Raw genomic sequence first — 13,116 nt, 5'->3', positions numbered from 1 at the left:
GTATGAGAGGCCAGCTGTCAGAGCACAAAAACGGACGCAGACAGGGGTGACCAACTTGCTCAAGCGTGTGACGGCGGGCTGATTCTATCAAAGGTTTCACGAGATATGGGATTTAAAAGACACACAAATCTGATGCTTGTCCCATATATGAACAAAACGCAGGCCGGGTAAACCCGGCCTGTCGTCGCAGGATCAGAACCCTTTCACCCCGGTCATGTCGGGCAGCTGGTGAGCGATCCCCTTGTGACAGTCGATGCAGGTACTTTCACCACTTGCCAGATTGGTAGAGTGCATCTTGGCGGCACGCTGCCCCTGCAGGGAGAAGTCCATGTACTCGAAGTTGTGGCAGTTGCGGCACTCGCGCGAATCGGTCTCTTTCATTCGTTGCCACTCCCGCTCCGCCATCTCGCGTCGGTGCGACTCGAACTTCTCGCGGGTATCCACCTTGCCGGTGATCATGCCCCACAGCTCCTTGGAAGCCTGCACTTTGCGGATGATCTTGTAGGTCCACTCGTGGGGTACGTGGCAATCCGGGCAGCTGGCCCGCACGCCGGAGCGGTTGGCGTAGTGGATGGTGTCGCGGTACTCCTCGAACACGTTGTCCTTCATCTCGTGACAGCTGGTGCAGAAGGCCTCGGTGTTGGATGCTTCCATGGCAGTGTTGAAGCCACCCCAGAAAATCACGCCACCGAAGAAGCCCATCAGCAGGATGACCCAGAGAGCCGCCTTCGACGGTGACTTGAAGGTGGTCCACAGACGCTGGATAAAGCCGGGTAATTTCATCTATGGATTCCTCAGTTTAGCGCTTCAACCGGTTTAAAGGTATTTTCCACCAGCGGCTTGGCATCCGCTTGCGGCACATGGCACTGCAGGCAGAAGTAGCGACGCGGCGACACTTCACCCAGGGTCAGGCCGTCGCGGGTCTCGAAGTGAGTCGGACTGATCTTGGGGGCCTTCATGGCGCTGGCATTCTTGAAGCTGTGGCAAGCCAGGCACTTGTTGACCTTGGTGTCCACCTCATAGTTGCGAATGTCGTGGGGGATCAGCGGCGGCTGATGCATGTACTGGCGATCGTAGGGCGCGCCATCCTTGCGGAAGTTTTTCAGGGGCGCGGCGGTGGCATCGGTCACCAGATCGGTGGCGCCACGCTCGGACTTGAGGCCACCGGTACTGTTGGTGATCTCGGGGGCCGCTGCCATCAAGGATCCCGCCATCAGGCAGGCCAGCATTGCTCCAATCAGCTTTTTCATTATTTGTTCTCCGACGTTTTTTCTGCCTTGACGGCAAAACCTACAGTGATTTCAAAAACTTGTTCCGCGCAGACATCGATGCAGCGGCCACAGTTGGTACACTCCTGAGCCGCAATCAAGGGCCCGTGACCGCGCTTGGCACCATGAACAGGTCCGCGCAGGATGGGACGTTCCGGGCAGACCGCATAACAATCCATGCAGTTGTTGCACCGCTCGCGCCCCTTGGCAGAAATCTTGATAAATCCGACCCGGTTGACCAGGGCATAGAAGGCCCCCACCGGACAGAGATGACCGCACCAGCCCCGCTCAACCACGAAAAGATCGAACAGGAACAGCGCCGCCAGCAGGGCCCAGCCAGCCCCCATGCCAAACAGCAGACCGCGCATGGCGAGCGACACCGGATTGACCAACTCCCACGCCATCACCCCGACCACCGCTGGCACCACCAGCACCATGGCCAGCAGCCAGTAGCGGGTCGCACGGCTGAACTGGCCATTGCCCTTGAGGCCAAGGCGCCCCCTGAGCCAGGCTGCTGCATCCGTGATAAGGTTGACCGGACAGACCCAGGAGCAGAACACCCGCCCCCCCACCAGCCAGTAACCGGCCAGCACAATGGCAGCCCCCAGCCAGAGGGTGGTGATGGGCCAGTGGCCCGCCGCCAGCGACTGCAACAGCGTAAGGGGATCGGTCAGCGGCATTGTTTCCAGCAACAGCGAGCTGGAGAGGTTGCCCTTGAGGATCCAGATGCCCGCCAGCGGCCCCAGCAAAAACAGCCCGAGCACGCTGAACTGACTCAGCCGACGAAGCATCAGGAAGCGGTGGGAACGCCACCACCCCAGCTTGATGCGAGCCTCTTCCCCCGGATAACGACTCATAACCCCTCCGGTTTGCGGGTGGGCAGGGTGAGCCTGTCGCCGATGAGCGACTTGTTCCCCGCCTTGGCCTTCTCTTCCCAGCCGAGCCGGTAGTGATGACCCAGCTCACCTTTGGCAAGCTGGCGTGGCACCACCTTGATGGCCGCTTCCTCCAGCACGCAGGCATGCTCACACTTGCCACAGCCGGTACAGATATCGCTGTGTACCGTGGGCAGGAACATGGCGTGCTTGCCGGTACGCTGGTTATGCTGCAGCTCAAGAGTGATCGCCTTGTCAATCAGCGGGCAGACCCGATAACAGACATCGCAACGCAAACCCAGATAGTTGAGGCAGGTCTCGTGATCGATGAGCACTGCTACCCCCATCCGGGCCTGATCGATGTCGGTCATCTGCTGATCCAGCGCCCCGCTCGGACAGGCCACCACGCAAGGGATGTCATCACACATCTCGCAGGGCACGGCACGCGCCTTGAAATAGGGGGTGCCAGTGGTCACAGGGTCAAACAGCCGGGCGAGCTTGAGAGTGTCGTAGGGGCACGCCTCGACGCAGAGCCCGCAACGCACGCAGGCGCCGAGAAACTCTGCTTCATCGAGGGCGGCGGGCGGACGCAGCGCCTGGGCAGGCACAGCTTGTGCCTGCTGGCGGGCCACGCCACCGAGCCCCACGCCAAGCAGGCCCACACCGCAGGCCCCCTTGGCCATGTCGGCCAGAAACTGGCGACGACTACGACTCATCTCGCACTCCCCCGCCTTAAGCCTTCATCACCTTGACGGCGCACTTCTTGTAATCGGTCTCTTTCGAGAGCGGATCGGTGGCGTCCAGGGTCAGCTTGTTGACCAGCTGGCTCGCATCAAAGAAGGGCATGAAGACCAGTCCTTTCGGCGGACGGTTGCGACCACGGGTCTCGACCCGGGTCTTCACCTCGCCACGGCGGGAGGAGACGATCACCTCTTCACCACGACGCACGCCGCGAGCCTTGGCATCGTCCGGGTGCATGAAGAGCACCGCATCCGGGAAGGCGCGATAGAGCTCGGGCACCCGACGGGTCATGGTGCCGGTGTGCCAGTGCTCCAGCACGCGGCCGGTGGAGAGCCACAGATCGTACTCTTTATCGGGCGACTCGGCGGCGGGCTCGAACGGCAGGGCGAAGATGACCGCCTTACCATCGGGCTTGCCATAGAAGCGCACTCCCTCGCCCGCTTTCACATATGGGTCGAACCCTTCGCGATAGCGCCACAGGGTCTCTTTGCCATCTACCACAGGCCAGCGCAGACCACGGGCTTCGTGGTACTGATCGAACGGCGCCAGATCGTGACCGTGGCCACGACCGAAGGTGGCGTACTCCTCGAACAACCCCTTCTGGACGTAGAACCCGAAGTGCTCGGCTTCGTCGTTCAGCAGACCTTTGCTCTGCTCTTTCGGGAACTGGTTGACCTGACCGTTGGCATAGAGCACATCGAACAGGGTTTTGCCCTTCACTTCCGGCATCTTGGCAATCAGCTCAGCCGGCCACACTTCCTCGACTTTGAAGCGCTTGGAGAACTCCATCAGCTGCCACAAGTCGGACTTGGCCCCTTCCGGCGCTTTCACCTGCTGGTGCCAGAACTGGGTGCGGCGCTCGGCGTTGCCGTAGGCCCCCTCTTTCTCCACCCACATGGCGGTGGGCAGAATGAGGTCAGCGGCCTGGGCAGTGACGGTCGGGTACGGGTCGGAGACCACGATGAAGTTGCGCGGATCGCGATAGCCAGGCAGGCGATCGGTATTCATATTGGGGCCGGCCTGCATGTTGTTGTTGCACATCACCCAGTAAGCGTTGAGCTTGCCATCTTTGAGCATGCGGTCTTGCAGCACGGCGTGGAAACCCACCTTGTCGGGAATGGTCCCCTCCGGCAGTTTCCAGATCTGCTCGGCAATGGCGCGGTGCTTGGGCTCGGTCACCACCATGTCGGCAGGCAGACGGTGGGCAAAGGTACCCACTTCACGCGCGGTGCCACAGGCAGAGGGCTGGCCGGTCAGTGAGAAAGGACCATTACCCGGCTCGGAGATCTTGCCGGTCAGCAGGTGGATGTTGTAGCAGAGGTTGTTGGCCCAGACGCCACGGGTATGCTGGTTGAAACCCATGGTCCAGTAGGAGACCACCTTCTTGCTCGGGTCGGCATAGAGCTTGGCCAGCTTTTCCAGCTTCTCTTTGGAGACGCCGGAGAGCTTGGAGACAGACTCCACATCGTAATCCGCCACGAACTTGGCAAACTCCTCGAAGGTCATCGGAGTGGCATCGCCGCTGTCCGGGTTCTTCGCTTTCTGCTGCAGCGGATCGGTCGGGCGCAGGCCGTAACCGATGTCGGTGACCCCCTTCTTGAACACTGTGTGCTTGTTGACGAAGTCCCAGTTCACCTTGTCATTCTGGATGATGTAGTTGGCGACATAGTTGAGGATCGCCAGATCGGTCTGCGGGGTGAACACCATGCCATTGTCCGCCAGCTCGAAGCTGCGGTGCTCGAAGGTCGAGAGCACGTGCACCTGCACATCCGGGTTGGAGAGACGGCGATCGGACATCCGCGACCAGAGGATGGGGTGCATCTCGGCCATGTTGGAGCCCCACAGCACGAACGCATCGGCCTGCTCGATATCGTCGTAACAGCCCATCGGCTCATCCATACCGAAAGTACGCATGAAGCCAACGACCGCAGAGGCCATGCAATGGCGGGCATTGGGGTCAATGTTGTTGGAGCGGAAACCGGCCTTCATCAGCTTGGCGGCAGCATAGCCTTCCCAGACGGTCCACTGGCCGGAGCCGAACATGCCGACGGCGGTCGGCCCCTTCTCTTTCAGGGTCGCCTTGAACTTCTCGGCCATGATGTCGAACGCCTGATCCCAGCTGATGGGGGCGAAGTCGCCATCCTTGTCGAACTGGCCGTTCTTCATCCGCAGCATCGGCTGGGTCAGGCGATCCTGGCCGTACATGATCTTGGAGAGGAAGTAGCCCTTGATGCAGTTGAGGCCACGGTTGACCGGCGCATCGGGGTCGCCCTGAGTCGCCACGACCCGACCATCCTGAGAGCCCACCAGCACGGAGCAGCCGGTACCGCAGAAGCGGCAGGGAGCCTTATCCCAATGGATGGCTGTCTTGTCGGTACTGGTGATGAGATTGGCTGCCAGCGTGGGGGCACTGACACCGGCCACGGCTGCGGCAGCTGCCACCGCGTTGGCCTTCATAAAGTCGCGTCGACTCAGCTTCATGGCATATCCTCACATTGCTTATCGCGTAATAGTTGTCGAATCTGTCGAACGGGAGCCAGCCATCAGCGGCAGAGGGCACGCCCGGCATCCCATCACTCTTTTCAGTGACCGCCCAGTTCATCGAACTGGTGGTAAATCAGGGCGGCTGAGAGCACACCCGGCATCGCCTGTATCGCATCAATGGCCGCCATGATCGGCCGCTGGCTCGGACCTTCCAGGGTCACGACCAGCTTGCCCTCGTCACTGACGGCGTGGATCTCGGCCCCTTCCAGGGCGCCAATCTGCTCGGCGAGCTGATGGCGCAAAGGGGGCTGGGTCAGCACCACCAGACTCGATACATGGAACTCCTGATCCATTGTGGCTTCTGTGTCACACGGCTTCTGACTCATTCTGACTCCTGCTTGAGGGTGTGCTGGCTCGCACCACCGGATGGGGCGGCTCGCCCGTCGACCTTGATGCTGCCAACCGGACAATCCTGCACACAGGCGCCGCAGCCATTACAGCGATCCGGCTCGACCGTCGGGGTGGGCACACGCCCTAGCACCGGAATAAAACGAATGGCATTGGGCTCACAGCTGTCCTGACAGCGCTGGCAGAACACCTGACCATTGGCCAGACAGTTGGCCTCGATATGGGCCTTGTAGTGCCAGGGGGACTCGCTGGTCGGGCGAAACACAGGCGCCTTGCAGACCGTGACGCACTCGGCGCAGAAGGTGCATTCGCCACGCTGGAAATCGACCACCGGAAAACCACCCTCGCCATTCACCAGGATCTGCTCCGGACAGGCGGCCAGACAATCCCCGCAGCGGGTGCAGTCGGCGACAAATGCCGACCAGTTGACTGACCAGGGCAACTGCACCGGCGGTTCGGCAGTTCTCAGCCGCCCCCGGAACAGGCCGCGGCGGGCAAGATCGATCTCATCCGGCATGTTGACTCCTGTTCTGGTGAAAAAGGGGACAGTGCGAGTCCATGATTGGCATTCTTGATACCAATTATAAGAGTGGGTGTATATTGCGGCCCTGACAAGGTAAGGGATATACCACCAGGGAGATAAACAGGGGGGATTCTTGCGCCAGATCAAAGCCTTGCAGCGCAATAAAAAAGGAGGTATCGGTTAAAATACCTCCATGTGAGGATTGCTATTTAATCGTTGGCGATTTTTTGCGGTTATCCGCCGATCGAGGCGAGATGAGGAGTGATGCCGGCATTGCCCTCATGGAGACGATGGGTGGCACTCTTGCCCGCCAGTGCCGCGCGAATGCGCTGTTGCAGCTCATCAGATTGCCCATCTGCGCCGAGCAGATCCCGCAAGTCGATGCCGTTGTCGCCAAACAGGCACAGATGCAGCTTACCCAGCGAGGAGACCCGCAGCCGGTTGCAACCGGCACAGAAATCCTTGCTGTAGGGCATGATGAGCCCCACTCCGCCCTGCGAATCGGGGTGCATAAAGACCTGCGCCGGACCGTCATCCGTGCCCCGCAACTGCTGCACCCAGCCGCTCTCCAGCAAGCGCTGTTTGATCTGGTCGCCGCTGACATGGTGGTCACGAAACAGGGTATCCATCTCGCCGGTCTGCATCAGCTCGATAAAGCGCAGCTCGATGGGCTTGTGTCTGATCCAGCCCAGAAAGGCATCGAGCTGGTAGTCGTTGAGCCCCTTGAGCAGCACAGCATTGATCTTCACCGATTTGAAACCTGCGGCCAGTGCCGCTTCGATCCCCTCCATCACCTCGGCCAGCTTGTTCTCACCGGTGATCTGATGAAACTGGCGCGGGTCGAGACTGTCGACACTGACATTCAGCGCATTGAGTCCGGCATCAAACCACTCCTGAGCCCGCTCCTTGAGGCGATAGCCGTTGGTGGTCATGGCGACCTTCTCGATACCCGGGGTGGAGGCAATCACCTTGACGATCTCGGTGAAATCGCGGCGCAGGGAGGGCTCGCCCCCCGTGATGCGCACCTTGCGGGTGCCCATGGCGGCAAAACCGCTGACCACGCGGCGGATCTCGTCAATCGAGAGAAAGGATTGACGCCCCGTTTTGTGACCTTCGGGGGGACGATAACCGTCAGGCAGGCAATAGGTGCAACGGAAATTGCACACATCGGTCACTGACAGACGCAAATAGTAAAAACGACGGGAAAAACCATCTTCAAGTGGCAACATAAACACCTTTCCAAATACGGGAGGCCAGGGCATTTCTTTCCTGACCCTTACAGCTCGAACGTCGGCTGACGGCTGGTTTCCCCCTATCGCTAGGACTTAGGCAAAACCGCTCGGAGTTCATCTAGTTTTTCGATGCTAACACAAGTTGGAGTACACTCCCACGCATCTTGCGGGGTCCTTATCACTATTCAGAGGTGCGCATCAGTATGGGAAAACGGTTCAGGGTCCATTCGGTCAGCAGTGCCATTGGCCGCGCCATGGTGTTGATCCTCTTTATGGCCAGCCTGATCGCGCTGGTCGCCATGGTCACCCTCTTCTACTCGGTACCCGATGCCAAGGCGATCAACCTCTCCGGTTCGCTGCGGATGCAAGCCTACCGGATGGCCTACGAAATCGAGCGGGGCGACAGCGTGCTGGGGCGCCTCTCCCAGTTTGAAGAGACCCTGCACGCCGAAGAGCTGCAGGAGACCCAGCGCTGGATCACTCCTGCCTCCCTGCGTCGCACCTATGGCGAGGTGCTCGGCCAGTGGCAGGTGATGCGCCAGCACATCGAGGATCGCACCCCCAGACGGTACACCGATAACACCGAGCAGTTTGTGGCGGCCATCGACAATTTCGTCAATCAGATGCAGTACCACGTGGAATTCAAGGTACGGATGCTGGCACTGGCAGAGGGGCTCGGCCTGCTGGCCATCATCACCATCGCCTGGTTCACGGTGCGCTTCACCCGCCAGCAGGTGGTCGCCCCCCTCAACCAGCTAGTCTACTGCGCCCGCCAGATCCAGCGGCAGGATTTCGATCTTAAGCTGCCCGCCCACGGCGAAAACGAGCTGGGGGAGCTGTCGCGCGCCTTCGTCACCATGGCCGACGAGCTGGGCAAGCTCTATCGGGAGCTGGAAAACAAGGTGGAAGAGAAAACCGCCAAGCTGCAACAGGCCAACGACACCCTCTCGTTTCTCTACTCGACCGCCCAGAAGCTGCACGCCGCCCCGCTCAGCACCCGTACCCTCATCAAACTGCTGGACCGCGCCGCCGCCCACCAGCATATCGACCATATCCGGCTGACCCGCTTCGAGCACAATGCCATGCCGGTCTATATCTCGGGGCGTACCGGCTGGCCCGGCGATCTCGATGCGGTCGCCAGCTTCTATCTGCAGATGGATGAGCAGGAGTTCGGCCGCCTCGACATCATCAGCCAACACCCCATCGATGAGCGGTTGATTAAAAACTTCACCATGCTGCTGGCTCAAGTGCTGCACAAAGACCAGACCCTGCTGCAGCAGCAGCGACTGCTGCTGATGGAGGAGCGGGCGGTGATCGCCCGCGAGCTGCACGACTCGCTGGCGCAGGCCCTCTCCTATCTCAAGATCCAGTCCACCCTGCTCAAGCGCTCTTACGCCAAGGGGCAACATGACAAGGCGCAGGAGGCGATGCAGCAGATCGACGAGGGGCTTAGCAATGCCTATACCCAGTTGCGCGAACTGCTCGGTACCTTCCGTCTCACCATTGGCGATGCCAATCTGGGGGAAGCGATCCGCGTCATGCTTGATCAACTGCAACCTCAGACCCAAGCCGAAATCCGGTTCCATTACGGACTGGCCGACAACGACCTGGAGGCGGGCCAGCATATCCACATTTTGCAGTTGATCCGTGAGGCAGTGCTCAATGCCATCAAACATGCCAACGCGCAAGTGATTGATGTTAGCTGTGAGACCCTCGCCAGTGGTAACATTGAGGTTCAGATTTCAGATGACGGTGTCGGGATCGGACTCGCCAGCTCGGCGATCAACCATTACGGGTTGAGCATCATGAACGAGCGCGCCAGCAAACTGCACGGTCTGCTGACCATCAACGAGCAGCAACCACAAGGCACCTGCGTGCATCTGACCTTTCCCACCAGTCTAGCGAGAGACGCCTGATGGACGAGATGAAATACACAGTTCTGGTCGTAGATGACCATCCCCTCATGCGCAAAGGGATTGTGCAGTTGCTGGCTCTGGAAGAGAACATGGAGGTGACCGGTGAAGCCTCCAACGGCACAGATGCCGTGGCGCTGGCCAAAGAGTCCGAGCCTGACCTGATCCTGCTCGACCTCAATATGAAGGGGCTCTCCGGCCTCGATACCCTCAAGGCGCTGCGGGCCGAAGAGATCACCTCCCGGGTGGTGATCCTCACCGTCTCCGATGCCCGTCAGGATGTGGTGGCTTTGCTCAAGGCCGGTGCCGACGGCTACCTGCTCAAGGATACCGAGCCTGATCTGCTGCTTGCCCAGCTGGCCGACGTGATGACTGGCAAGCAGATCCTGAGCGAACCGCTGCGCCCCTATCTCGAAAACATCTACGAGCTGGATCACCTGCAGCAGAAGCTGGAAAGCTTAACGCGTCGCGAAATGCAAATCCTGCGCGAAATTGCAAAAGGCCTCTCCAACAAACAGGTCGCCTCGGTGCTCCATATCTCCGAGGGAACGGTCAAGGTTCACGTGAAGAGCCTGCTGAAGAAACTCGAGGCGCAAAGCCGCGTGGAAGCGGCTGTCATGTATCTGGAGCAGCGCAACTAAGCGCCCTCAACCGCCCGAAAAGCCACCCTCCGGTGGCTTTTTTCATTCTCTGGCACAGTCGCTGCATTGTCATATTCAGCAACTACTCAATGGAGGATGGAACATGAAACTACAACCTTTGGCACTGTTCCCCTTGCCTTCCCACATACTGCCGGGCGGCAAGCTTCCTCTGCGTCTGTTCGAGCCACGCCACCTGCAGATGCTCAAGGAGTCATTCATCAACGATCAGGGCTTTGGCATCGTGATGGAAGAGTCGACCACCTCGGGACAATCCGGCCGCATTCTGCCGGTGGGCACCCGGGTCAAGGTGACCGACTTCTACACCCTCAATGATGGCCTGCTGGGGGTGACGGTGCTGGGACTGGAGCGCTTCTGTATCCACGAGATGGAAACAGACGAGATGGGCCTGCGCCGGGCCAAGGTGGAGATGCTGCCCAACTGGCCGAGCACCCACTCAGATTTCAACGACAAGCTGCTGGTCAATCGCCTGCGGGAAGTGTTCGAGCAGTATCCGGAGCTTGATGAGCTCTATCCGGACAAGCGCTTTGAAGATGCCGCCTGGCTCTGCCAGCGCTGGCTCGAGATATTGCCGATGCCGATTTATGAAAAGCAGATGCTGATTGCCAAACAAAACAGCGAAGCGGCCCGTAAATTCCTGCATCGCCTGATTTCACAATGACAAAAACAGCGTTGCAAAATGCAATTATTCCAACAATGAAAATGTGAAATTCGCATTTTGCGAGTAAGTAGGAACGCAAAACACCATAACAAGAGAGAGCCGCTGCGCTAAACGGCCAAAATTGAACACAAAAGAGTCCCAAAAAAGTTGGCACAGATTTTTCATATAGATTGATACAACCCGATTTATCCCGTGCTCTCTTCAGTATTTGCTGAAGAACTGGTCAACCCACAAAGTTGACCATTTTTTTTATCCGCGCGTCGGCAACCGCTGACCAAAGTGACGCTGCAAACACTCTCTCAACCGTGACAAGGTGATAGGCTTGGCGAGAAAGTCATCCATCCCCTGCGCCAGACAGCACGCCTTGTCCTCCGCCATCGCATTGGCCGTCAGGGCAACGATTGGCATAGTGCATCCCAACTCACGCAAGCGTCGGGTCGCTTCCAGCCCGTCCATCAGGGGCATCCGCATATCCATCAGGATCAGATCCGGGAGCTGCTCATCTACCTGCGCCAACGCCTCCAGACCATTGGCAGCCAGCCGTACCTTGCCCACCAGTTTTTGCAGCATCAGCGACACCACCAACTGGTTCACCGGGCTGTCCTCCACCACCAGCACATCCAGTGGCAGCAGTGCCGAAGCCCCCTCCTCCCGCTGCGGCTGGCTATGGCAAGGCAATGCCATGCCAGGCAGTTCGAACCAGAAACAGCTTCCCTTGCCCGGCTCGCTCTTCAGGTGGATCTCTCCCCCCATAAGCGTCACCAGACGCTTGCTGATGGCAAGACCGAGGCCGGTACCGGAAAAACGCCGGGTGGCCGAGTTGTCGACCTGGGAGAAGGGTTCAAACAGCAGCGCCTGATCCGCATCAGCGATACCGATCCCGGTGTCGGAGACCGAGATCAGCAGCTTCTCATCCTGCCAACCCAGGTGCAGTGTCACCTGCCCCTGCTCGGTAAACTTGAGGGCGTTGTCCAGCAGATTGCCCATCACCTGTGACAAACGCATCGGATCCCCCTGCAACTCCCGGGGGACCGACTCATCGACCCGATAAACCAGCGCGATCCCCTTGGCGGTCGCGCGAGCTTGCAGCGGCTCGACCAGAGATTGGCAAAGCTGGACGGGTTGCAGGGTCTCGCAGTGAAACACCAGGGTTTGCGACTCGATTTTCGAAAAATCGAGCACGTCGTCGATGATGGTTTGCAGCAATCTGGCCGAGTGGGTGGCATGGCGCAGCAGGCTCTGTTGCTCCGGCGCCAGCTCGGCATGCTGCACCAGATCGAGCATCCCCAACACCGCATTCATGGGTGAACGGATCTCGTGGGTCATCATGGCGAGAAACTGGGACTTGGCACGGTTGGCCGCTTCGGCCTCATCCCGTGCCCGCGCCAGCTCCTCCTCACGGCGGATCTGGTTGCTGATATCCCGGGCAGTGCCACGATAACCGATAAACAGACCATCATGGTCAAAACAGGGCTCGGCGCTCACTTCCATCCAGCAGGGGCCGTGTTGCAGCGCGACCTGCATCCGCACCCCTCGCACCGGCCGGCGCAGCGCCAAAAGCTGCAGGTATTTCTGGGCATCGCAGCTCTGCTTGTTGCAGACGTAGTCATAGAGGGTCGGCCGGGTCGCCTGCGGGGTCATCTCATCCAGATAACCCGGCTCTGAGGCGTAACTAAGGCGATGCTCGGCATCTGTCTCCCAGAACCAATCTGAAGCCATGGCGGCGAAGCTGCGAAAACGGCGTTCGCTGGCCTGCAGCGCTTCGGTTTTTACCGCGACCTGCTCCTGCAAGCGGGCCCGATAGGTGATGTTGACCAGCGCCTGGGCGATAAGCGGACGGCAACGCTCCATGGCGGCCTTGCTGGTGAGATCGAAGGTGCCCGCCCGGGCGTGGCGGCAGATGAGGGTAGCGGTAAAACCGGGGGCCTGTAGCCCGGTCAGCATCACGCTGGCCCAGCCCGGCTCGCTTGCCAGCGGCGCCAGCTCAGGCAGCTGGGCGGGATCGTAAATCACCAGAGTTTCACCCGAGATGGCGCGGGCAAATGCCGGGGTCATACGCCAGCTGTGGGCTGATAGCATCGGCTCGGTACTAAGGTGGGTACTCCCCTGCTCCCCTTCCCAGGCCACTACATCCGCGTGTTCAAAGCCAATAAAGGGTTTGAGCACCTGAATAAGGCTCTCCAGCACCTGCTCCAGCGTCTTGGCATCGGCGAGGGTGGCAACCCCGCCCAGCAGGGTCTGGGACTCGTGACGATATTTGGCCTCGCGCTCGCGGCAACGCATAAGATCGACCAGCGTGGTCTGCAATTTGTCGCCGAGGGCTTCCAGTTCACTGTTGCCAATCATCTTGTT

The 13,116-nt window shown here is 59.7% G+C and carries 12 protein-coding genes and 1 riboswitch; of the genes, 3 read left to right on the top strand and 9 right to left on the bottom strand.

All coding sequences use genetic code 11. The features are described from left to right. Window positions 1-192: 192 nt before the first annotated feature. From AB5Y85_RS18835 to moaA, 8 genes are all read right to left on the bottom strand, one after another. Window positions 193-783: a cytochrome c3 family protein gene (locus AB5Y85_RS18835; protein WP_005353459.1), complete on the bottom strand. Its 591-nt coding sequence runs from the start codon at window positions 781-783 to the stop codon at window positions 193-195. Between the two features lie 11 nt (window positions 784-794). Beyond that, a complete protein-coding gene (locus tag AB5Y85_RS18830) occupies window positions 795-1,250 on the bottom strand; it encodes a nitrate reductase cytochrome c-type subunit (RefSeq protein ID WP_005334452.1) in 456 nt (151 codons plus the stop codon). Continuing rightward, window positions 1,250-2,125 (bottom strand): quinol dehydrogenase ferredoxin subunit NapH, encoded by an 876-nt coding sequence (gene napH, locus AB5Y85_RS18825; protein WP_257687424.1) that lies wholly within the window; start codon window positions 2,123-2,125, stop codon window positions 1,250-1,252. Before napH ends, AB5Y85_RS18830 begins: the two co-directional genes overlap by 1 nt. Then, the gene (gene napG / locus AB5Y85_RS18820) at window positions 2,122-2,859 is read right to left on the bottom strand and encodes a ferredoxin-type protein NapG (RefSeq protein ID WP_139410605.1); all 738 of its coding nucleotides are present in this window, start codon (window positions 2,857-2,859) and stop codon (window positions 2,122-2,124) included. The genes napH and napG overlap by 4 nt, the downstream gene beginning before the upstream one ends. 16 nt (window positions 2,860-2,875) lie before the next feature. Beyond that, window positions 2,876-5,365: a nitrate reductase catalytic subunit NapA gene (napA, locus tag AB5Y85_RS18815; RefSeq protein ID WP_064339741.1), complete on the bottom strand. Its 2,490-nt coding sequence runs from the start codon at window positions 5,363-5,365 to the stop codon at window positions 2,876-2,878. A 101-nt stretch (window positions 5,366-5,466) separates the two neighbouring features. Next, window positions 5,467-5,721, bottom strand: coding sequence for a chaperone NapD (locus tag AB5Y85_RS18810; RefSeq protein WP_031227438.1), 255 nt, complete (start codon window positions 5,719-5,721; stop codon window positions 5,467-5,469). Between the two features lie 29 nt (window positions 5,722-5,750). Beyond that, window positions 5,751-6,293, bottom strand: a complete 543-nt coding sequence (napF, locus tag AB5Y85_RS18805; RefSeq protein WP_257687423.1) for a ferredoxin-type protein NapF — start codon at window positions 6,291-6,293, stop codon at window positions 5,751-5,753. 239 nt (window positions 6,294-6,532) lie between these two features. Next, window positions 6,533-7,528 carry a GTP 3',8-cyclase MoaA gene (moaA, locus tag AB5Y85_RS18800; protein WP_257687422.1) on the bottom strand — a complete coding sequence of 332 codons (996 nt, stop codon included), beginning with the start codon at window positions 7,526-7,528 and terminating at the stop codon, window positions 6,533-6,535. Continuing rightward, a riboswitch (molybdenum cofactor riboswitch) is annotated at window positions 7,516-7,656 on the bottom strand. Its footprint overlaps the gene before it by 13 nt. 78 nt (window positions 7,657-7,734) lie before the next feature. Here moaA and narQ point away from each other — a divergent pair. The 3 genes from narQ to AB5Y85_RS18785 all read left to right on the top strand — a co-directional run bounded on the left by narQ (window position 7,735) and on the right by AB5Y85_RS18785 (window position 10,764). Continuing rightward, on the top strand, window positions 7,735-9,447 hold the full coding sequence (gene narQ / locus AB5Y85_RS18795; protein WP_005334468.1) for a nitrate/nitrite two-component system sensor histidine kinase NarQ: 1,713 nt from the start codon (window positions 7,735-7,737) through the stop codon (window positions 9,445-9,447). After that, window positions 9,447-10,085, top strand: coding sequence for a two-component system response regulator NarL (gene narL, locus AB5Y85_RS18790; RefSeq protein ID WP_005334471.1), 639 nt, complete (start codon window positions 9,447-9,449; stop codon window positions 10,083-10,085). Before narQ ends, narL begins: the two co-directional genes overlap by 1 nt. Before the next feature lie 103 nt (window positions 10,086-10,188). Then, window positions 10,189-10,764 carry an LON peptidase substrate-binding domain-containing protein gene (locus AB5Y85_RS18785; protein ID WP_005334473.1) on the top strand — a complete coding sequence of 192 codons (576 nt, stop codon included), beginning with the start codon at window positions 10,189-10,191 and terminating at the stop codon, window positions 10,762-10,764. Window positions 10,765-11,013: 249 nt separating this feature from the next. Here AB5Y85_RS18785 and AB5Y85_RS18780 read toward each other — a convergent pair whose 3' ends face one another. Next, the gene (locus tag AB5Y85_RS18780) at window positions 11,014-13,110 is read right to left on the bottom strand and encodes an ATP-binding protein (RefSeq protein WP_257687421.1); all 2,097 of its coding nucleotides are present in this window, start codon (window positions 13,108-13,110) and stop codon (window positions 11,014-11,016) included. Between the last annotated feature and the right edge of the window lie 6 nt (window positions 13,111-13,116).

The organism is Aeromonas sp. R3-1, from assembly GCF_040908345.1.
Taxonomy (GTDB): Bacteria; Pseudomonadota; Gammaproteobacteria; order Enterobacterales; family Aeromonadaceae; genus Aeromonas; species Aeromonas veronii.
The sequence above is the reverse complement of the archived record's forward strand: the minus strand, read 5'-3'. Positions and strand labels throughout refer to the sequence as shown.

What these genes read in the sequence shown, in the direction of transcription:
- AB5Y85_RS18835 (WP_005353459.1), bottom strand. Translation starts at nt 783, where the DNA reads ATGAAATTACCCGGCTTTATCCAGCGTCTGTGGACCACCTTCAAGTCA.
- AB5Y85_RS18830 (WP_005334452.1), bottom strand. Translation starts at nt 1,250, where the DNA reads ATGAAAAAGCTGATTGGAGCAATGCTGGCCTGCCTGATGGCGGGATCC.
- napH (WP_257687424.1), bottom strand. Translation starts at nt 2,125, where the DNA reads ATGAGTCGTTATCCGGGGGAAGAGGCTCGCATCAAGCTGGGGTGGTGG.
- napG (WP_139410605.1), bottom strand. Translation starts at nt 2,859, where the DNA reads ATGAGTCGTAGTCGTCGCCAGTTTCTGGCCGACATGGCCAAGGGGGCC.
- napA (WP_064339741.1), bottom strand. Translation starts at nt 5,365, where the DNA reads ATGAAGCTGAGTCGACGCGACTTTATGAAGGCCAACGCGGTGGCAGCT.
- AB5Y85_RS18810 (WP_031227438.1), bottom strand. Translation starts at nt 5,721, where the DNA reads ATGGATCAGGAGTTCCATGTATCGAGTCTGGTGGTGCTGACCCAGCCC.
- napF (WP_257687423.1), bottom strand. Translation starts at nt 6,293, where the DNA reads ATGCCGGATGAGATCGATCTTGCCCGCCGCGGCCTGTTCCGGGGGCGG.
- moaA (WP_257687422.1), bottom strand. Translation starts at nt 7,528, where the DNA reads ATGTTGCCACTTGAAGATGGTTTTTCCCGTCGTTTTTACTATTTGCGT.
- narQ (WP_005334468.1), top strand. Translation starts at nt 7,735, where the DNA reads ATGGGAAAACGGTTCAGGGTCCATTCGGTCAGCAGTGCCATTGGCCGC.
- narL (WP_005334471.1), top strand. Translation starts at nt 9,447, where the DNA reads ATGGACGAGATGAAATACACAGTTCTGGTCGTAGATGACCATCCCCTC.
- AB5Y85_RS18785 (WP_005334473.1), top strand. Translation starts at nt 10,189, where the DNA reads ATGAAACTACAACCTTTGGCACTGTTCCCCTTGCCTTCCCACATACTG.
- AB5Y85_RS18780 (WP_257687421.1), bottom strand. Translation starts at nt 13,110, where the DNA reads ATGATTGGCAACAGTGAACTGGAAGCCCTCGGCGACAAATTGCAGACC.